The 18,507-nt window shown below is 73.8% G+C and carries 17 protein-coding genes; 7 read left to right on the plus strand and 10 right to left on the minus strand.

The window, feature by feature from the left end:
• Positions 1 to 17 precede the first annotated feature (17 nt).
• The 4 genes from ACQPXD_RS26515 to ACQPXD_RS26530 all read left to right on the plus strand — a co-directional run bounded on the left by ACQPXD_RS26515 (position 18) and on the right by ACQPXD_RS26530 (position 4,043).
• Entirely contained in the window at positions 18 to 1,232 is a 1,215-nt protein-coding gene (locus ACQPXD_RS26515; RefSeq protein WP_432843137.1) for a sensor histidine kinase, read from the plus strand.
• On the plus strand, positions 1,232 to 1,891 hold the full coding sequence (locus tag ACQPXD_RS26520; RefSeq protein ID WP_432843139.1) for a LuxR C-terminal-related transcriptional regulator: 660 nt from the start codon (positions 1,232 to 1,234) through the stop codon (positions 1,889 to 1,891). The genes ACQPXD_RS26515 and ACQPXD_RS26520 overlap by 1 nt, the downstream gene beginning before the upstream one ends.
• Positions 1,888 to 2,451, plus strand: a complete 564-nt coding sequence (locus ACQPXD_RS26525) for a hypothetical protein (protein WP_432843141.1) — start codon at positions 1,888 to 1,890, stop codon at positions 2,449 to 2,451. Before ACQPXD_RS26520 ends, ACQPXD_RS26525 begins: the two co-directional genes overlap by 4 nt.
• Positions 2,452 to 2,543: 92 nt before the next feature.
• Complete coding sequence (locus ACQPXD_RS26530; protein ID WP_432843143.1) at positions 2,544 to 4,043, plus strand: endo alpha-1,4 polygalactosaminidase; 1,500 nt, start codon at positions 2,544 to 2,546, stop codon at positions 4,041 to 4,043.
• 244 nt (positions 4,044 to 4,287) lie between these two features.
• On the opposite strand, the gene ACQPXD_RS26535 is transcribed toward ACQPXD_RS26530, so the two are convergent.
• Genes ACQPXD_RS26535 through ACQPXD_RS26545 form a run of 3 tightly spaced genes read right to left on the minus strand, consistent with a single transcriptional unit; the run spans position 4,288 to position 7,680 of the window.
• Entirely contained in the window at positions 4,288 to 5,223 is a 936-nt protein-coding gene (locus ACQPXD_RS26535; RefSeq protein ID WP_432843145.1) for an alpha/beta hydrolase, read from the minus strand.
• Positions 5,224 to 5,229: 6 nt separating this feature from the next.
• Complete coding sequence (locus ACQPXD_RS26540; protein WP_432843147.1) at positions 5,230 to 6,399, minus strand: glycoside hydrolase family 1 protein; 1,170 nt, start codon at positions 6,397 to 6,399, stop codon at positions 5,230 to 5,232.
• 33 nt (positions 6,400 to 6,432) lie between these two features.
• Positions 6,433 to 7,680 carry an MFS transporter gene (locus tag ACQPXD_RS26545; RefSeq protein WP_432843149.1) on the minus strand — a complete coding sequence of 416 codons (1,248 nt, stop codon included), beginning with the start codon at positions 7,678 to 7,680 and terminating at the stop codon, positions 6,433 to 6,435.
• A gap of 110 nt (positions 7,681 to 7,790) precedes the next feature.
• On the opposite strand from ACQPXD_RS26545, the gene ACQPXD_RS26550 reads away from it, so the two are divergent.
• From ACQPXD_RS26550 to ACQPXD_RS26560, 3 genes are all read left to right on the plus strand, one after another.
• Complete coding sequence (locus ACQPXD_RS26550; protein WP_432843151.1) at positions 7,791 to 8,372, plus strand: TetR/AcrR family transcriptional regulator; 582 nt, start codon at positions 7,791 to 7,793, stop codon at positions 8,370 to 8,372.
• A gap of 494 nt (positions 8,373 to 8,866) precedes the next feature.
• The gene (locus ACQPXD_RS26555; RefSeq protein WP_432843153.1) at positions 8,867 to 9,343 is read left to right on the plus strand and encodes a hypothetical protein; all 477 of its coding nucleotides are present in this window, start codon (positions 8,867 to 8,869) and stop codon (positions 9,341 to 9,343) included.
• 83 nt (positions 9,344 to 9,426) lie between these two features.
• A complete protein-coding gene (locus tag ACQPXD_RS26560; RefSeq protein WP_432843155.1) occupies positions 9,427 to 10,380 on the plus strand; it encodes an aldo/keto reductase in 954 nt (317 codons plus the stop codon).
• An 85-nt stretch (positions 10,381 to 10,465) separates the two neighbouring features.
• Here the strand turns inward: ACQPXD_RS26560 and ACQPXD_RS26565 are convergent, their stop codons facing one another.
• From ACQPXD_RS26565 to ACQPXD_RS26595, 7 genes are read right to left on the minus strand one after another with little or no spacing between them, the layout of a single operon-like run.
• Positions 10,466 to 11,656: a mandelate racemase/muconate lactonizing enzyme family protein gene (locus ACQPXD_RS26565; protein WP_432843157.1), complete on the minus strand. Its 1,191-nt coding sequence runs from the start codon at positions 11,654 to 11,656 to the stop codon at positions 10,466 to 10,468.
• Positions 11,653 to 13,032: a GH1 family beta-glucosidase gene (locus ACQPXD_RS26570; protein ID WP_432843159.1), complete on the minus strand. Its 1,380-nt coding sequence runs from the start codon at positions 13,030 to 13,032 to the stop codon at positions 11,653 to 11,655. Before ACQPXD_RS26570 ends, ACQPXD_RS26565 begins: the two co-directional genes overlap by 4 nt.
• Entirely contained in the window at positions 13,032 to 13,979 is a 948-nt protein-coding gene (locus tag ACQPXD_RS26575; RefSeq protein ID WP_432843161.1) for an aldo/keto reductase, read from the minus strand. Before ACQPXD_RS26575 ends, ACQPXD_RS26570 begins: the two co-directional genes overlap by 1 nt.
• Positions 13,976 to 15,487, minus strand: coding sequence for an aldehyde dehydrogenase (NADP(+)) (locus ACQPXD_RS26580; RefSeq protein ID WP_432843163.1), 1,512 nt, complete (start codon positions 15,485 to 15,487; stop codon positions 13,976 to 13,978). The genes ACQPXD_RS26575 and ACQPXD_RS26580 overlap by 4 nt, the downstream gene beginning before the upstream one ends.
• Positions 15,484 to 16,353, minus strand: coding sequence for a fumarylacetoacetate hydrolase family protein (locus tag ACQPXD_RS26585; RefSeq protein ID WP_432843165.1), 870 nt, complete (start codon positions 16,351 to 16,353; stop codon positions 15,484 to 15,486). Before ACQPXD_RS26585 ends, ACQPXD_RS26580 begins: the two co-directional genes overlap by 4 nt.
• Positions 16,350 to 17,516: a mandelate racemase/muconate lactonizing enzyme family protein gene (locus ACQPXD_RS26590; protein WP_432843167.1), complete on the minus strand. Its 1,167-nt coding sequence runs from the start codon at positions 17,514 to 17,516 to the stop codon at positions 16,350 to 16,352. The genes ACQPXD_RS26585 and ACQPXD_RS26590 overlap by 4 nt, the downstream gene beginning before the upstream one ends.
• Positions 17,513 to 18,247, minus strand: a complete 735-nt coding sequence (locus ACQPXD_RS26595) for a hypothetical protein (protein WP_432843169.1) — start codon at positions 18,245 to 18,247, stop codon at positions 17,513 to 17,515. The genes ACQPXD_RS26590 and ACQPXD_RS26595 overlap by 4 nt, the downstream gene beginning before the upstream one ends.
• Positions 18,248 to 18,507 lie beyond the last annotated feature (260 nt).

An 18,507-nucleotide genomic window follows, 5' to 3' on the forward strand; every position in this document is an offset into this window, starting at 1 on the left:
CGGCTATCGTCTACGGCTTGAAACCGGCTGGCGAGGACGTCGTGACCGAAGCGTTGACCGAATCCGCCGACGGCCGGCTCGGGCCCGTCGTCGCGGCGGCGCTCGGCCGGGCGGTGCTGCTGACCCGGGCCGCGGTGACCACGATCATCACCGCCGCCGGGCTGGCGTTCGCCGAGGACCGGTCACGCATCGTCGCCCTGCTGGTGCTCGTCGTGGTCGCCTCGGCCGCGCAGGTCCTCGCCCTCGGCCGCTGGCCCGGCCTCGCCGCGCACGGCGTGGCCGCGCTCGCCGTCGACACCGCCGTGCTGCTCGGCGTGCTGGCGCTGAGCCGGGGCGGCCTGCCGTATTTCGGCTACGCCGCCGGCGCCGCCGCCCTGGCCGGGGTGCTGCTCGGCGCCGCCGCCGTGCCGGTGTGGCTGGCCCAGTGCGCGCAGGGCGCCGTCGTCTGCCTGACCGTGCTGCGCGACACCCGGCCGCCCCCGGCTCTGGCCACGCTCCTGGTCGCGGCACCGGTCGCGCAGCTGCTCGCCGGGATCGCGGCGCTGGCCGTGTCCCGGGCGCTGGTCCGCCAGATGCGGGCCAACCTGCACCGGGTCGCGCTCGCCCAGCGCGACGCGGCGGCGCTGGAACGGGCCCGGCTCGCCCGCGAGCTGCACGACTCGGTCGCCAAGACGCTGCGCAGCATGTCCCTGGCCGCGGTCGCGCTGCCCGGCTCGGTGCGCCGCCAGCCGGCCCTGGCCGAGCAGCTGGCCGGCGCCATCTCCGCCGGCGCGGCCGCCGCCGACCTGCAGGCCCGGGAGCTGCTGGAGGGCCTGCGGCTGGAGTCGCCGGACGAGCCGCTCGAGGCCACCCTCGACCGGCTGTGCGCCCGGTTCTCGGCCCGCACCGGCATCGACGCGGATGCCGAGGTCGCCGTCGGTGAGCTGCCCATCGCGGTGCGGTACGAGCTGATCCGCATCGCCTACGAGGCGCTGACCAACGTCGAGCGGCACGCCGGCGCCACCCGGGTGTTCGTCGCGCTGACGGCGACCCGGCGCGGCCGGGCGGCCGGGCTCACCGTCCGCGACAACGGCCGGGGCTTCGCCGTGCCGGGCGATCTGCTGGCCCTGCAGTCGCTGGGCCACCACGGCATCGTGGGCATGGCCGAGCGCGCCCGGGCCGTGGGCGGCCGGCTCGAGGTGACGTCCCGTCCGGGCCGCGGGACCGTCGTGCACGTGCAGGTACCCCTGTGATGATCACCGTGCTGGTCGTCGACGACAATCCGGCCGTGCGGGCCACCCTGCGGCCGCTGCTGGAGTCCGACGGCACGATCGCGGTGGTCGCCGAGGCCGGCAACGGCCGCACCGGCCTGGCCGCCGCCCTGCGCCACCGGCCCCGGGTCACGCTGCTGGACTACCGCATGCCGGTCGCCGACGGCCTCTCGGTCGTGGCGGAGCTGTCCCGCTGCTCCGCGGTGCTGGTGCTGACCGGCTCGGCCGAGCCGGAGCTGATCGCGCCGATGCTGGCCGGGGGCGCGAGCGGCTATCTGGTGTACGGCCAGTTCGACCCGCCCGAGCTGCTGCGCGCGGTGCACTCGGTCGCGGCCGGCCTGGGCTGGCTCACTCCGACCGCCGCCTCCGTCGCGGTGGGCTCGATGCGCGACGCCCTCGCCCGGGAGCGGGCCGCCGCCGAGCGCGCCGAGCAGCGCCGGGCGGTGCGACGCGGCTTCGGCCTCACCGACCGCGAGCGCGAGGTGGTCATGCTGCTGGCCGAGGGCCTGTCCAACGCCGCCATCGCGCGGCGGCTCGCGGTGAGCGAGAAGACGGTGAAGAACCACCTCGCCAACCTCTTCGCCAAGCTTGGCGCCGCCAACCGCACCGAGGCCGTGACCCGCTGGCAGGGCTGGCGATGAGCCGCGCCCGCTGGTGGGGCGTGGGCGCGCTGAGCGCGGCGATCCTGGCCAGCTCCCTGCTCGTGCCGCCGCTGGTCGCCACCGGCGGGCCCCCGGCCGCCGCGTCGTCGCCCACGGCCACCGCACCGGACCCGTCCCGGCCGGCCCGGTCACCGTGGGTGGCGTCCCAGCCGCCGGAGCCGTTCGCGCCGATCCGCATCGCCGCGACCGACCCGGGCAACGAGCTGATCGACGTGGCGGCCACCGACTGCCCGACCTGCGCGTCCGGCAGCCGGATCCGGTACGTCGGGCAGGGCCACGCGCTGATCGTCCACGTCCGCGGGGTCACGGCCGCCGGCCGGCGCACGCTCACCGTCTTCTACGAGACCGACGGCGAGCGCCCGCTCGACCTCATCGTCAACCACGGCAGCACCGTCTCGCTGCGCCTGCCGGGCAAGGGCAGCTGGATCCGCCCGGCCGAGGTGGCGCTGCCGATCGACCTGCCGGCCGGCGACAGCACGATCCGGCTCTTCCACGCCACCAAGCCCGCCCCCGACATCGACCAGCTGGTCATCGCCTAGCGACCGGCCGGCGCCGGGCCCGTCGTGAACGCCGCGGCGCCCGCAGCCGTTAACCGCGCGCCGAAACGTTTCCCTCGACGCTCGGAGGCTCGATGTCGCATCGAAACCGTCACCCTCTGCGAACGGCCGCGCTGGTCGCGGCCGCCCTGCTGGCCGCGGGCGGCCTGGCCGTGGTGCTCACGCCCACCGCCCAGGCGACCACCACGACCACCCTCACCCCGGTCGATCTGACCACCACCACCGGCACGGTCGGCAAGGACCAGCCGGTGTCCAACCTGGCGACCCTGGACCTGTCCGGCAAGTCGGACCGCTGGAACCGCTACGTCGAGCTCATCGGGCGGTACAGCGGCCACCTCACCTTCGCCGCGCCGGCCGGGCTGAACGCCGGCGCCCTCGCCTCCCTGCGGGTCGAGCTGAACTACCGCGGCCCGGCCGCGTCGACCCAGCCCTGGACGCTGCGGCTCTACCGCTGGTCGTCGCGCGAGTGGGTGACCGTGGGCAGCAACGCGGCGGCGCCCGACTGGGGCGACTGGAAGCTGCTCGCCTTCGACGCGCCGGGCCGCCCCGCCGACTACGTCTCGGCCGAGCACCAGCTGCGCCTGCGGCTGGAGTCCGCCAACGACAACGACGCCGCGGACCTCGACTACGCGGCGCTGCAGCTCGTCGGCCCGGGCAGCGCCCCGGCGACCACCGCGCCGGCGTCCGCCCGGCCCACGACGGCCGCGCCGACCGCGAGCCCCCGGCCGAGCGGGCCGAGCGCCGCCCCGACCAGCCGGAAGCCGGCGTCCACCACCCCCGGCCGCACGCCCACCGCGGCGCCGCCGCCCACCGTGCGCCCGGGCAACCTGCCCGCGCCCGTGGCCTGCCCGGACTGCTGGCATCCGCCGCTGCGGGTCAGCTGGGACTGGGTGATCAACGTGGTACCCAAGGCGCCGTTCCGCAACGTCGACATGTACGACATCGACGGCTTCGACGCCTCCGCAGACGACGTGGGCGCGCTGACAAAGGCCGGCAAGAACGTCGTGTGCTACATCAGCGCGGGCACCTACGAGGACTGGCGCGACGACGCCGGCCGGTTCCCGTCGGCGCTGCTCGGCAGCGATCTCGACGACTGGGAGGGCGAGCGGTACCTCGACATCCGCGACGTGCAGCGGCCCGGCAGCGTACTCGCCCAGATCATGACCGACCGCATCGAGATGTGCCGGACCAAGGGCTTCGACGCCGTGGAGTTCGACAACGAGGACGGCTACGGCAACCCGACCGGCTTCGACCTCAGCCCCGACGACCAGCTGGCGTACAACGTCTTCCTGGCCAACGCCGCCCACGCCCGCGGGCTGAGCGCGGCGCTGAAGAACGACAGCGACCAGATCGCCCAGCTGCTGCCCTACTACGACATGGCGCTGAACGAGGAGTGCAACACCGAGCGCGCCGGGTGCGGGGCCTACCAGGCCTTCATCCGGGCCGGGAAGCCGGTCTTCAACGCCGAGTACGGCTCCTCGACGGCCTTCTGCAGCGCCGACATCGCCGCCGGGATCAACGGCGTCCGGTTCTCGCTGAAGCTCAACGGCTCCGTCTTCGATCCCTGCAAATGAGCCGGCGGGTGGGGCCGTCCGCCGCGCGGCCCCACCCCGCCGCGAAGCGCGGCACGGCGACCGGAAGTCTCCGTGATCATGTGCGACCCGGCACCGACACCAACGGTTTCTCGTGATCACGGGGACATACGTCCGGCCCGGCAGGACGCGTGCCGGGAGCTCGCCCGCACCGACCGGGGGCATCCGCTCCCGGGTCGAGCCGGCCCGCATCGTCGCCGCCCGCGAGCCCGGCTGACCGGCCCGGTCAGAGCGTGCGGAGGGCGGCCACCGCCGCGTCCTGCCACGCCTTCGCCTGGGGCAGCAGCAGGGTCAGCGAGTCGGCGCCGTGCAGCAGCCCCTCGAACGTGCGGTTCGTGGCCGGGACGCCGGCCTCGGTGAGCCGCTGGGCGTAGCGGGCGGCGTCGTCGCGGGCCGGGTCGACCTCGGCGCTGAGGATGACGGCCCGCGGCAGGCCGCTCAGGTCGGGCGCGCACAGCGGCGACACGTAGGGGTCCCGGGTCTGCTCCTCGGTGCCGACGTACCGCCAGCGCAGCATCTCGGCGATCTGGCCCAGCGCCGGGAACTCCGCGTCGAACTCGTGGATCGACGGCGAGCCGTTGGTCAGGTCCAGCGCGGGCACCTCGAGCAGCTGCAGCGCGATGGCCGGGCCGCCCCGGTCGCGGGCCATCAGGCAGGCCGCGGCGGCCAGGTTGCCGCCGGCGCTGCCGCCGCCGATCGCGAGCCGGGCCGGGTCGATGCCGAGCAGGTCCGCGTTCTCGGCGACCCAGAGCAGTGCGTCGTAGACGTCGGTGAGCCCGGCCGGGTACTTGTGCTCCGGCGCGAGCCGGTAGTCGACGGAGACCACCACCGCGCCCGCGTCGTGGGCGAGCCAGGCGCAGTGCGGCTCGGCGGACTCGATGTCGCCGACGGACCAGCCGCCGCCGTGGATGAACAGCAGCCCGGCCCGGGCGGTGCCGTCATGGTTGGTGCGGTACACCCGGAGCCGGATCGGCGCGCCCGGGTCCTGCCCGGCGATCCAGAACGTCGCGGCGCGCACCGACTCCGGCGGCGCGGCGATCAGCGTGCCGACCGGGTCGGTGCTGGTGGCCCGGGACGAGGCGCGCTCCTGCTCGATCGGGATCGGCACGAAGTCGTGGCGGAGGTACTCGACGAACGGGTCGAGGCGGGGGTCCAGCGGCATGGGCGCTCAGTCCTTCGGCAGTCGGTTGTCGCGGGCGACCCGGCCGAGCCAGGCCAGGGAGGGCTTGGGGGTGCGGCGGAACGTGGTGCGGTCGACGGCGACCAGCCCGAACGTCGGCGTGTAGCTGCCCCACTCGTAGTTGTCCAGCAGGCTCCAGTGGTAGTAGCCGCGCACGTCCGCGCCGTCGGCCATCGCCGCGGCCAGGCCCGTAAGCGCCGCGGCGGTGTAGGCGACGCGTTGCGCGTCGTCGCCGGTGGCGATGCCGTTCTCGGTCACCAGGATCGGCAGGCGGGACCGCTGCCAGGTGCGCCGGACGCATTCGCCGAGGGCGGCGGGGTACACCTCCCATCCGGTCAGCGTGCGCGGCGCATCGGGGTCCGCGGCATACACCGGCCGGCCGTCCTTCGCCGTGATCTTCTGCCGGGTGTACGCCTGGACGCCGATCCAGTCGTCGCCCCGCGCCGCGTCGACGAAGACGTCCTCGGCGACGGCCTGATACCGCGCGGCGAGGTCGGCCGCGGTGTCGTCCGGGTGGTAGGTCTGGCTGGCGATCGACCAGCCCAGCGCGATCCGCGGCCGCAGGCGGCGCAGCACGTCCCGGCCGGCGTCGTGCGCGGCGATCAGCGCCTCGACGGCGGCCGGGTCGGGCACCGGCAGCCCGTCCTTGAGGGTCTCCAGGCCGCGCTCGGCGATCACCGGCATGATGGCCACCATGTTCGGCTCGTTGATCAGGCACGCGTGGCCGACGCCGTCGAGGATGGCGGCCACCCGCTCGCAGTAGCGGGCGAAGGCCGGCACCGCCTCCGGGGTCCGCCACGTGCGCAGCCAGGCGGGCAGCGTGAAGTGGTGCAGCGTGACCATCGGGGCCAGCCCGAGCTCCAGCGCGAACTCGATCATCCGGCGGTAGTGGGCCAGCTCGGCCGCCGAGTAGGCGCCGGGCGCCGGCTCGATGCGGGCCCACTCGACGGAGAAGCGGTAGGCCCGCAGCCCGGCGCCGGCGGCCAGGCGCATGTCGTCGCGCCACCGGTGGTACGAGTCGCAGGCGTCCCCGCTCGGCTCGCTCAGGAACGAGCCGGGCCGGTGCTCGAGGTGCCACCAGTCGGAGCCGACGTTGTTGCCCTCGGTCTGGTGGGCCGAGGTGGCGGCCCCCCAGATGAAGCCATCGGGGAAGGTCATCGATGTCCTTTCGTGAGTTGCCGGCGGCCGGGGTCAGCGCACGCGACGGACGGCGGCGATGCAGGCGACGGCGACGAGCGCCAGGGCGATGCCGGCCACGAACAGGGCCGGGTAGCCCAGCGTGGCGACCAGCACGCCGGCCAGGCCGGGTGCGACGATGCCCGGCGCGGTGTTGGCGACGGTCAGGAAGCCCAGGTCGCGGGCGCTGTTGTCGCGGCTGGGCAGGACCTCCACCATCAGCGCCTGGTCGACGGAGATGAACGTGCCGTACGCCAGCGCCACGACCCCCAGGAAGGGCAGGAACACGCCGGCGCTGTGCACGAACAGCGGCACCAGGCTGGTGACCGCCATGAACCCGGCGGCGCCGACGAGGAACGGCTTGCGCCGCCCGGCCCGGTCCGACAGGAAGCCGGTCAGCACCGTGGCCAGGCCCGCGCCCAGCGCCAGCACCAGGCCCGACGCGCCGATCATGGCGGCGGTCTGCCGCTGCGTGGCGTGGAAGTAGTCGGTCAGCAGGTACAGCTGGTAGGCGAAGACGACCAGCAGCGCGAGCAGGAACGCGACCCGGCCGAGGAAGACCAGCCAGAAGTCGCGGTCGGCGGGCGGGCGCAGCGATCGCCACAGCCCGCTCAGCGGCGGCCGGGGGACGTCGGTGTTGGGCCGGCTCGGCAGGTACCCCCAAAAGATGAGCGCGACGGCGACCATCGTCCACGGGGCGAGGGCCAGCCCCAGGCGCGGCGCGCTCAGGAACCCACCGGCGACGGCCGCCCCGACGGCGTTGCCGAGCAGGTTGCCCAGGCCACCGAAGGCCGAGGCGCGCCCGAGCAGGGAGGCGCCGACGCGGTCCGGCAGCAGCGCGGAGAGGGCGGCCACCATGCAGTTCAGGCCGAGCTGGAACAGTGCGTAGCACACGACGATCCACCACAGCCGCTGGACCGCCGCGGCCAGGCCCAGGCTGACCGCCCCGGCCAGCGCGCCGCCGAGGATCCAGGGCTTGCGCGGCCCGAACCGCGACCGCGTGCGGTCGGACAGCGCCCCGGCGACAACCACGGCCGCGGCGCCCGCGATCGCGGCGACGGTCGACACGATCGCCGTCATCTTGATCTTGTCGGCGGCGTCCATTCGGGCGAACAGGGCCTGCAGGAGCGTGCCGCTGGCGGCCGCGGGCAGCGCCCAGGACAAGGCCCCGAGCAGGGTGAGCGGCCCGAACCGGCGCAGCCCGGTGAGGTACATACCCGGCGGATCTGGCGCCGGCACGACGACGGTGCCGGTTTCGGTCACGAACAAACTCCTCTGCTCGGCATCGTGGCAGCGAAAGTCGAGTGGTACGCGGGTTTCAGTGTGGCCCGCGGCTGGGCTACCGTCAACGGGACATTTCACGGAGGAGAACGATGGGCACCCAGGGCAAGCGCGGCCCGTACGCCAAGGGCCTCGAGCGGCGCAAGGCCATCCTCGCGGCGGCGCTGGAGGCCTACGCGGAGTCCGACGCCGGCGGCCCCACCCTCAAGGCCATCGCCGACCGCGCGGGCATCCCGGAGACGAGCCTGCTGCACTACTTCGGCAGCCGCGAGGAACTGTTCGTCGCCATCGTCACCGCCCGCGACGAGGCCGACCGAGCCTTCATCGGCGACCGCGCCTCGGACGCCGCCGACCTGGCCGAGCACCACAAGATCGTGACCCACAACATCCAGACCCCCGGCCTGGTCAAGCTCTTCGCCGAGCAGTCGGTGGCCGCCGCGAGCCCGAGCCACCCGGCGCACGAGTACTTCAGCCGGCGGTACCCGCGCTACATCGAGGCCCTGTCCCGCTCGCTGCGCGACAACCGGGGCCTGGACGAGGCGACCGCCCGCTGGTTCGCCCGCATCCTGATCGCCGCTGCCGACGGCCTGCAGATCCAGTGGCTGCTCGACCCGTCGATCGACATGGACGCCGACCTGGCCCGCCTCACCACCGCGTTGCTCGGCCCCGCCTAGCCTCTCCTGGCCCGCCCAACCGCGAGTCCGTATGTGCCGGGCAGCCTCATCGTGGTGCCGTCGGGCACCGGTGGGGCACGAGCGGTCATCGGCGTCGACCCCTCCGGGGGCGGGGCGGATTGATGCGGATGTCGCCCCCGCCGGGCACACCTCCGATCTGCGCGCCCTGGCCGGCTGAAAGTCTCCGTGATCATGATGTTCGCGGTGGCTGCACCACGGGTTTGCCATGATCCCGGAACCTTTCGGTACACAGGGGTACATCAGCACTCCGTGATCATGAAAAACCGTTGGTGCCGTTGCCGGGTTGCGCATGATCGCGGAGAGTTCCGGTCGCTGCGCCGTGCTGCGCGGCGTCCAGCCGCCCGACAGGTGGCTGGGCGCCTGAGCCGAGTCGTGACGGGGGCGGGGGCGGTAGGGTCGGTCGTATGCGGGTTGGCATCGCTCATCATCTCGGGTGGGCGGTTGCGGTCACGGCGGCAGGGAACCACCGGGTCGTGGACCGGCGGCGGATCGAGCTGATCGAGCCGGGCCTGCCGGTGGCGCCGGTCGAGCACGACACCAAACTCCTAGACGATGCCGCGGCGGCGGCGCTCGTGGCGCGGGTGCGGGCATCCGTGGTCCGGGCGGCGTCGGCCTCGCTGGACGGGCTCGCCGCCGCACTGCCCGGAACGATCGAGTCCATGTCGCTGCGGTCCTGGCCGCTCGACTTCCCCGACGATATCGCCGTCCAGCGGCGGGTGCCCTACGACTCCCGGGCCGACTCCGTCATGTACCGGCAGGTGCTGGCCGACCTGGCGCACGACCGCGGCTGGGCGGTCCACCTCTACGACGCCAAGGACGTGGAGGGGCAGGCGGCCAGAGTTCTCGGGGCGCGGGCCGGCGAGGTGCTGCACGGGCCGCGGGCCGAACTCGGGGCGCCGTGGGGGAAGGATCACAGAATCGCGCTCGCGGCGACGATCATCGCCCGTTGACAGTGTGCTGGGGTCTCCGTAGCGTCGAGCTCGTGCTGCGCAACGGCGTCCGGGTGACGCTCCACAAAGGACAGAGGTAGGCGATGAGTGAGGTTCCCGCCGACTGGCTGCGACCGCTGGGGCAGACCGGGTTGACCGTTTCGATGATCTGCGCCGGGGGTGGGCCGCTGGGCAGCATGCCCGGCAACTTCGGCTACGAGGTGCCCGCGGATCGGGGCATCGAGACCGTGCGGCGGATCCTGCGGGGGCCCATCACCTTCCTGGACACCTCCAACAACTACAGCGGCGGCGAGAGTGAGCGGCGCATCGGGGCGGTGCTCGCGGAGACCGGCGGCGTGCCCGAGGGCTTCGTGCTGGCCACGAAGATCGACCGCGACGCCGGCAACAAGTTTCCCGCGGCGCGGGTGCGGCGGTCGCTCGAGGAGAGCCTGGAGCGGCTCGGCATGGAGCGGATCCCGCTGCTGTATCTGCACGATCCGGAGCACGTCAGCTTCGAGGAGGGCATGGCCGACGGCGGGCCGGTGGGGGAGATGCTGCGCATCCGCGACGAAGGGCTCGCGCTGCACCTCGGGGTCGCCGGCGGGCCGGTCGACCTGCTGCGCCGATACGTCGCCACGGGGGCGTTCGAGGCGCTGATCACCCACAATCGGTACACCCTCGTGGACCGCTCGGCGGGTGAGCTCATCGACTTCGCGCACGGGCGCGGTGTCGCCGTGGTCAACGCGGCCGTCCTCGGCGGCGGGATCCTCGCCAAGGGCACGGCCGGGTCGTCGAGGTACGCCTACCGGGAGGCGCCGGCCGAGGTGGTGGCCGCGGTGGCGGCGATGGAGGAGGCGTGCGCCCGGCACGGGGTGCCGCTCGGCGCGGCGGCGGTGCAGTTCTCCACCCGCGACCCGCGGATCGCCTCGACCATCGTGGGCTTCTCCCGGCCCGAGCGCGTCGACGAGGTCGTCGCGCAGGCGTCCTGGCCGATCCCGGACGAGCTGTGGGGCGAGCTCGAGGCGCTCACCCCACCCGCGACCACGTGGCTGAACTGAAAACCCGCGACCACGTGGCTGAACTGAAACCCCGCGACCGCCTGGCTGAACCGAGACCCGGTCAACCACCTGGCTGAACTGAAGGTCAGTCGAAGAAGCCGGCGTCCTCAGGGCGCAGGTGCGGCTTCGCGGCCTCGGGAATGATGCGCACCCCGAGGCCGGGGCCGGTCAGCACGTCGATGTGGCCGTCGCGCACGATCGGTGCGGGCAGGCCCTCGACGATGTCGTACCACCACGCGGGGCTCGCCACCGGATACTCGAAGGCGATGAAGTTCTCCGGCAGCACCGCGCCGAGCTGGATGTGGGCGGCGAGGCCGATGAGCCCGTCCCACACACCGTGCGGGGCGACCGCGATGCCGTGCAACTGGGCGAACTCGGCGATCCACTTCAGCTCGGCGAGCCCGCCCACGTCGGCGGGGTCCGGGCCGATCACCCGGACCGCCTGCCGCTCGATCAGCTCCTTGAAGTTCTGCCGCAGGTACAACTGCTCGCCGGTGTGGATCGGGGTCGACGTGGCGAGCGTGACGTCGCGGTAGGCCGCCGCGTCCGTGTAGGGCGTGTAGTCGCCGGTGAGCAGGTCCTCCAGCCACATCAGGTTGAGGTGCTCGACCCGGCGCGCGAAGCGGATGGCGTCGGCGACCATCCACCCCGGGCCGCAGTCCAGCGCGAGCCCGATGCCGTCGCCGAGGACCTCCTTCATCGCCTCGACGCACGCGACCGCGTGGGCCAGGCCCCGCTCGGTCAGCGGGCCGGCGTCGGGGTGCGGCGGCCCGGTCCGCAGGTCGCCGTAGAAGAAGCCGGGCGTGCGGGCGGCCATCGGGCCGTGAAACCCGACGCCCTCCTTGACGATGGTGAACCCCTCGGGGGCGGCCTTCATGAACTCGGCGGCCCGCGCGTAGTCCTCGGGGTCGTAGCCGGTCATCGGCGCCCGCACCGCGCCGTCGTAGACCCGCACCCGGTCGCGGACCTTGCCGCCGAGCAGCTTGTGCACGGGCAGCCCGGCCGCCCGGCCGGCGAGGTCCCACAGCGCCATCTCGATCGCGCTGACCGCGCTGCCCCACGGCTTCATCGCGCCGATGCGGCGGATCCGCAGCATCACCCGCTCGACGTCGGTCGGGTCCTGGCCGAGGATGTACGGCTCGTAGTGCGCCACGATCGGCGTGAGCCAGGGTTTGTACGACTCGATCTGCCCGAAACCGTCGACGCCCTCGTCGGTGGTGATCCGCACCGTCGGGTGCTGCCCGATCAGCGCGCACTTCAGCGCGGTGATCCTCATCGGGGCTCGACCGTGTTGCTCGTCGCGACCCGCGCGAACCAGTGACCGCTGTCCTTCACGGTCCGCCGCTGGGTGGCGTAGTCGACGTGGACCAGGCCGAACCGTTTGCGGTAGCCGAAGGCCCACTCGAAGTTGTCCATCAGCGTCCAGACGAAGTAGCCGCGCAGGTCGACGCCGGCCTCGATGGCGCGGTGCGCGGCCCGGAAGTGCCGGTCCAGGTAGTCGATCCGCTCGGGGTCGTGGACGTGCCCGTCGGGGCCGGCCCGGTCGTCGAACGCCGCGCCGTTCTCGGTGATGTAGATCGGCGGGCAGTCGTAGCGCTCCGAGACGTACCGCAGGATGTCGAACAGGCCGTCGGGGTCGATCTCCCAGCCCATGTGCGTCGTGGGGCGCCCGGTGGGGACCTTCACCACCCGCTGCGCGCCGACCCACCCGGTGTCGGCCGGCGGGTCGTCGTCGCTCTGCCGGGCGCGCACCACGTGCCGCGCGTAGTAGTTGACCCCGAGCACGTCCAGCGGCGCGCCGATGGTCTGCTCGTCGCCGTCGCGGACGAACGACCAGTCGGTCACCGCGGCGACGTCGTCGCGGACGTCCGGCGGGTAGGCGCCGCGCAGGATCGGATCGAGGAACAGGCGGTTGCAGATCCCGTCCACCCGCCGGGCCGCGTCCACGTCGGCGGCGGCGGGCGTGGCCGCGTCCACCGGGTAGAGGTTGAGCGTGACGCCGTAGCGCAGGTCCGGCCGGGCGGCGCGCATGGCCCGCACGGCGAGGCCGTGCCCGAGCATGAGGTGGTGCGCCGCGGCCATCGCGGCGGCGGGCTCGCGGCGGCCGGGCGCGTGCTGGCCGCCGGCGTAGCCGCGGAAGGCCGAGCACCACGGCTCGTTGAGCGTGGTCCAGTCGGGGATCCGGTCGGCGAACCGGGCGTGCACCGCCGTCGCGTAGTCGGCGAAACGGTGCGCGGTGTCCCGGTGCGGCCAGCCCCCGGCGTCTTCGAGGGCCTGCGGCAGATCCCAGTGGTAGAGCGTGACCCAGGGCTTGATGCCCCGGTCCAGCAGGCGGTCGAGCAGCCGGTCGTAGAAGTCCACGCCGGCCGGGTTGAGCCCGCCGGCGCCGCCGGACTGCAGCCGCGGCCAGGCGAAGGAGAACCGGTACGTCCCGACGCCGAGCGCCGCCATGAGCTCGACGTCCTCGGCGTAGCGGTGGTAGTGGTCGTCGGCCACCGCGCCGGTCGAGCCGTCGGCGATGGTGCCGGGGCGGTCGGCGAAGGTGTCCCAGATGGACACTCCGCGGCCGCCCTCGCCGGCGGCGCCCTCGATCTGGTAGCTGGCGGTCGCCGTTCCCCAGGCGAACCCTTCCGGAAACACCAGTGCGTTCATCAGTCCAGCCAGTGTGTGCGGTCGGGGACGAGCCGCTCCAGCCGCGGCCAGAGCGTCTCGGGCAGCGGCACGGTCGCCTGTTCGAGCAGCTGCGCGAGCCGCTCCGGGCGGGTGATGCCGACGACGGTCGCGGCGATCCGCGGCTCGCGCAGCGAGAACTGCAGCGCCGCCGCGGCCAGCGGCACGCCCTCGGCCGCGCACAGCCGGGCCATCTCGCGGACCCGGTCACGGATCAGGTCCGGCGCGTCGCGGTAGGCGTACCGTGGCGCGTCCTCGGGGCCCTTGACGAGGATGCCGCCGCCGAAGGGCGCGGCGTTGAGCACGGCGACGCCCGCGTCCGCGCAGTCGTCCAGCAGCGGCTCGGCGGAGCGGTCCAGCAGGGTGTACCGGTTGTGGGTGATGACCGCCTCGAAGTGGCCCAGCCCGACGTACCGCCGCAGCATCTCGACCGGTCCGCCGGCGACGCCGAGGTGGCCGATGCGGCCCTCGTCACGCAGCGCCAGCAGCGCCCGCACCGGGCCGTCGGGCCCGGTCGCGTAGCCGAAGTCGATGCGCTCCGGGTCGTGCAGATAGACCAGCGGGAGGTGGTCCATCCCCAGCCGCTCGCGGCTCTCGTCCAGCGAGGCGCGGACCCGCCGCCCGGAGAAGTCACCGGTGGCGTCCGGGTCGACCTTGGTGCTGAGCAGGAAGCCCGGCGGCAGGCCGCCGATCTCGCGCAGCACCGCGCCGATGCGCCGCTCGCTCTCCCCACCGCCGTAGCTGTTGGAGGTGTCGACGAAGCGGATCGGCCCGGCGAAGACCGCCCGCAGGGTCTGCCGGGCCTGCTCGGCGCCGACCTCGTAGCCGTAGATGCGCGGGATGCTGCCGAGGCTGCTGGTCCCCACGCACAGCGCCGGCGCCGGCAGGCCGGTGCGGCCGAGCGGGCGGGGGGTCAGGACGTCGCTCATCGCGCCACCGGCGCCCCGTCGACGCGGCGCGGCACCCGGTCGGGCCCGGCGGGATCGTCGCGCAGCTCGCCGGGGAGCAGCTCCGCTGGGACGTCCTGGAAGCAGACCGGGCGCAGCCAGCGGCGGATCGCGCTCGCGCCGACGCTGGTGTGCAAAGGGTTCGTCGTGGCGGGGTAGGGGCCGCCGTGGTGCATCGCCCAGGCGACCGCCACCCCCGTCGGGTAGCCGTTCCACACCACCCGCCCGGCGGTCCGCCGCGCGTGGTCGAGCAGCCGGGCGGCCAGCGGCCGGTCCCCGTCGTCGGCGTGGATGGACGCGGTGAGCGCCGGGCCGAAGCGGCGCAGCACGGCGAGGGCGTCGTCGTCGGTGTCGTACTCCACGACGATCAGCTCCGGCCCGAAGCACTCCTCCAGCAGCGGGCCCGCCAGCGCGTCCGGCCGCGCCCGCAGCAGCAGCGGCGTGCCCCAGAAGCCCTCGGCCGGCCCCTCGCCGCCGCGGGCGAGCACCTCGACGCCGGGCGCGGCGAGCAGGTGCGCGACGCCCTCGGTGTACCCGGCGGCGGTGCGCTCGCTCAGCATCGTGCCGGCGCCCGCGGCGGCGACCCGGTCGGCGAGCGCCCGGACGAGGTCCGCGCCGTCCGCGCCGGACGGCACGACGGCGACCCCGGGCTTGGTGCAGAACTGCCCGACACCGAGCATGAAGGAGCCCGCGAGCCCCTCGCCGATCCGCGCGCCGCGGGCGCGGGCGGCGGCGCGGCCGACGACGAGCGTGTTGACCGCGCCGAGCTCGCCGTAGAAGGGGATCGGCGCCGGCCGGGCGGCGGCGAGGTCGGCGAGCATCCGGCCGACGCGCAGCGAGCCGGTGAAGCCGACGGCGGTGATGTCCGGGTGCTGCACGAGCCGGGCCGCGGCCTCGTTGCTGTGGACGAGCGACACCACGTCGGTGGCCAGGCCCGCGGCCCGGGCGCCGGCCAGCAGCGCGTCGCGAGAGAGCAGGGAGGTGACCGGGTGGGCGGGGTGGGCCTTCGCCACGACGGGGCAGCCGGCGGCCAGCGCGGAGGCGGTGTCACCGCCGGGCACGGAGAAGGCGAACGGGAAGTTGCTCGCGCCGAAGACCGCCACCGGGCCGAGCGGGTCGAGCATGCGGCGCAGGTCGGGCCGCGGACCCATCGGCGTCGGGCCGGCGTGGTCGATGGTGACCTCGAGGTACGCGCCGTCGTCCAGGACGTCGGCGAAGAGCCCGAGCTGGAACGCCGTGCGGGTCAGCTCCGTGTTGAGCCGCTGCGGGCCCAGGCCCGTCTCGCGGTCGGCCGCCGCCACCAGCTCCGCGCGGCGCTCCTCCAGCGCCGCCGCCATGGCCCGCAGCATCGCCGCCCGGCCGCCGCGCCCGGCCCCGGCGAGCTCGCGGTGCGCCGCGCGGGCGCGCTCGCCGAGCCGGTCGAGGTCCTCGGCGGGGACGTCCAGCTCCTCGGCGGTGGTGCCGGTCCTCGGGTCGATGCTGGCGATCATGCCGGGTGCTCCTCGGGTACTCCGCGCCGCACGGTGTTGGTCAGGGTGCCGATCGCGCCGATCGAGATGCGCACCGTGTCGCCCTCCGCCAGCGTGAACGGGGCCGGCGGCACGAGGCAGGTGCCGGTCGACAGGACCACGCCGTCGGGGTGGACGTCGCCGCGCATGAGGTAGGCGACCAGCTCGTCGAGGCGCCGGTGCAGCAGCGAGGTGCTGGTGCTGCCGGACCAGTGCTCGCCGCCGTCCCGGTCGACGGCGAGGCCGATCGGCAGGTCGTAGGGATCGCCGACCTCCCAGGCGGGCGTGATCCACGGGCCGAGGGCGCACGAGCCGTAGAAGATCTTCGCCTGGGGCAGGTACAGCGGGTTCTCGCCCTCGATGCTGCGCGAGGACACGTCGTTGCAGATCGTGTAGCCGACGGTCTCGCCGAACCGGTTGACCACGAGGGCGAGCTCCGGCTCCGGGACGTCGATGTCGGAGTCGGCCCGGATGCCGATCGGCTCGCCGGGGCCGCGGACCCGCCACGGCACCGACTTGAAGAACACCTCCGGCCGCTGCGCGTCGTAGACCAGCGCGTAGACGTCGGCGGCCCGCTCGCTCTCCTCGATGCGGGCCTCCCGCGACACCTGGTAGGTGACGCCGCACGCCCAGACCTCGGTCGTGGCGTCGACCGGGGCGAGCAGGCGCACGGCCGACGCCTCCGCCGTGCGGCCCGGCCCGGGCGAGGCCAGCCGCTCCCGCAGCCGCGCGGCCGGCAGGCGCCACAGCTGCGCCAGCGTCGAGACGCCCTCCAGTTCGGTGATCGTGCCGCCGGCGTGGAGTCCGATGCGGACGTCGCCGTCCTGCTCGTACCTGACGATGTTCACGCTCGCTGCTCCCCGAAGTCGTACGTGCGGTTGGCGTGCAGGTACTCGAGGTTGAAGTCGATGCCCAGGCCGGGCCGCGGTGCGAGGCGGAGCCGGCCGCCGGCGTTGTCGAGCGGGGTCTCGATGAACTCGTTGTACTTCGCCAGGTCGAAGGCGCTCGACTCGAGCCGGTAGAAGTTGGGCACGGTGAGCATGACGTGCCCGCCCGCGACCAGGTTGACCGGCCCGCTCGCGTCGTGCGGTGAGACCGGGACGTAGTACGCCTCGGCCATCGTGGCGATCTTCTTGAGCTCGCTGATGCCGCCGGTCCAGGTGACGTCGGGCATGATGAAGTCGGCCAGCTGCCGCTCGAGCACCGGCACGAACTCCCAGCGCGTGTGGAGCCGCTCGCCGACCGAGATCGGGATCGGCACCTTCTCCCGCACCTGGCTCAGCGCGTGGTAGCTCTCCGGCGGCACCGGCTCCTCGTACCAGTGGATCGGCGCCGCCTGCGCCAGGCTGTTGCCCAGCCGGATGGCGGTCGGCACGTTGAACCGGCCGTGCGCGTCCACCAGCAGCTCCACGTCGGGCCCGGCCGCGTCGTGGATCAGCGCGGTGAGCTCCATCGCCCGCCGCTCCAGGCCGGGGTCGAGGTGGCCGTCGAGGTAGCGGTCGTTGTCCGCGGAGACGCCCGTGCCGTGCGGGAACGGGTCGAACTTGATCGCGGTGTGGCCGGACTCGACGATCGCGGCGATCTCGGCGCGGACCGCGGCCTCGTCGGTGAACCGGCTCTGGTCCGGGTGGGTGTAGAGCGGCAGGTCGTCGCGGACCGCGCCGCCGAGCAGGTCGTAGACCGGCCGGCCCAGCACCTTGCCGCGGATGTCCCACAGGGCGATGTCGATCGCGCTGGTCACGTTGGCCGTGGCGCCGCGGCTGCCCATGTAGGTGAAGGCGCGGAACAGCTTGTGCCAGGTGTGCTCGATGCGCTCCGGGTCGTCGCCGGCGAGCAGCTCGTTGAGCTGCAGCAGGATCGCGCCGAGGGCGCGGTTGGCGGCGTGGGTGGTCGTGGTGATCTCGCCCCAGCCGGTGACGCCCTCGTCCGTGCGCACCTCGACGAAGAGGAACTCGCCCCAGTACGAGGCGCGTGAGCGCACGAGCCAGGGCACGATCCGGCGGATCTTCACGAAGCGATCTCCTCGCTGCGGTCCGGCCGGGCCAGGCCGTCGAGGCGGGTCGCCCGCCACTGCTCGTACTCGGGCCGGGCCTCGTCGCTGAGCGGGTAGTAGCGGCGCAGGTCCCCGCCCTCGGCCAGGCGGATGCGGGCGAAGTCCTCCCACTCCGCGTGCCGGCTCGCCGCCTCGACCAGCCGCGGCGCCAGGGCGATCGGCACGACCACGGCCCCGTCGTCGTCGGCCACGATGATGTCGCCCGGCTCGACCACGGTGTTGCCGCAGGCCACCGGCACGTTGACCGCGGTCGGGAAGATGTCGGTCTGGGAGTGGAAGTTCGGGGTGACGCCGCGGATCCACAGCCCGAGGCCGAGGGTGCGGGCCCGGCGGACGTCGCGGATGCAGCCGTCGACGATGATTCCCCGGCCGCCGCGGCCGGCGAAGTAGCTGAGCATCATCTCGCCGAAGACGCCGCTGGACATGTTGCCGCGGGCGTCGACCACGACCACGTCGCCGGGCTGCGTGTGGTACAGGACGTGGCGGTGCAGCTGCTTCTCGGGCTCGGCGTACTCGTCGACCTGGTAGAGGTCCTCCCGTTTGGGCATGAACTGCAACGTCAGCGCGGGCCCGGCGACGCTCACGCCGGGGGTCCAGGACACCGGTCCCGAGATGTGCGCGTTGCGGATGCCCAGCCGGTTGAGCTCGCTGCTCGCCGTCGCGCTGCCGATCGCGGCGAGTCCACGCACCAACGCTGGGTCTGGACGAACAATGTCCGGCGTCTGGACCAATGGTGCGCTCCTTCACGACGTGCCACGACCGCCCCTGAACGGGTGTCGGCTCTCGGCAAAGTTTCGACCGAGTTTCGATTTGCTAGGGAGCAGCGTAGCGTCCGGTCTGTCCGAACGCGAGAGGGATGTGGCCGCCGAATGTCCGCCGTGATTCGACCTCACGCCCCTGCTTGACGCGCGCATGTCGGGGACGTAACTTTGCTTCACTTATCGAAACA

It is taken from the genome of Dactylosporangium sp. CA-092794 (genome assembly GCF_050948465.1).
Taxonomy (GTDB): domain Bacteria; phylum Actinomycetota; class Actinomycetes; order Mycobacteriales; family Micromonosporaceae; genus Dactylosporangium.

Coding starts and splice junctions, on each gene's coding strand:
- ACQPXD_RS26575 (WP_432843161.1), bottom strand. CDS start 13,979: ATGAGCGACGTCCTGACCCCCCGCCCGCTCGGCCGCACCGGCCTGCCG.
- ACQPXD_RS26525 (WP_432843141.1), top strand. CDS start 1,888: ATGAGCCGCGCCCGCTGGTGGGGCGTGGGCGCGCTGAGCGCGGCGATC.
- ACQPXD_RS26550 (WP_432843151.1), top strand. CDS start 7,791: ATGGGCACCCAGGGCAAGCGCGGCCCGTACGCCAAGGGCCTCGAGCGG.
- ACQPXD_RS26560 (WP_432843155.1), top strand. CDS start 9,427: ATGAGTGAGGTTCCCGCCGACTGGCTGCGACCGCTGGGGCAGACCGGG.
- ACQPXD_RS26530 (WP_432843143.1), top strand. CDS start 2,544: ATGTCGCATCGAAACCGTCACCCTCTGCGAACGGCCGCGCTGGTCGCG.
- ACQPXD_RS26520 (WP_432843139.1), top strand. CDS start 1,232: ATGATCACCGTGCTGGTCGTCGACGACAATCCGGCCGTGCGGGCCACC.
- ACQPXD_RS26540 (WP_432843147.1), bottom strand. CDS start 6,399: ATGACCTTCCCCGATGGCTTCATCTGGGGGGCCGCCACCTCGGCCCAC.
- ACQPXD_RS26580 (WP_432843163.1), bottom strand. CDS start 15,487: ATGATCGCCAGCATCGACCCGAGGACCGGCACCACCGCCGAGGAGCTG.
- ACQPXD_RS26570 (WP_432843159.1), bottom strand. CDS start 13,032: ATGAACGCACTGGTGTTTCCGGAAGGGTTCGCCTGGGGAACGGCGACC.
- ACQPXD_RS26565 (WP_432843157.1), bottom strand. CDS start 11,656: ATGAGGATCACCGCGCTGAAGTGCGCGCTGATCGGGCAGCACCCGACG.
- ACQPXD_RS26535 (WP_432843145.1), bottom strand. CDS start 5,223: ATGCCGCTGGACCCCCGCCTCGACCCGTTCGTCGAGTACCTCCGCCAC.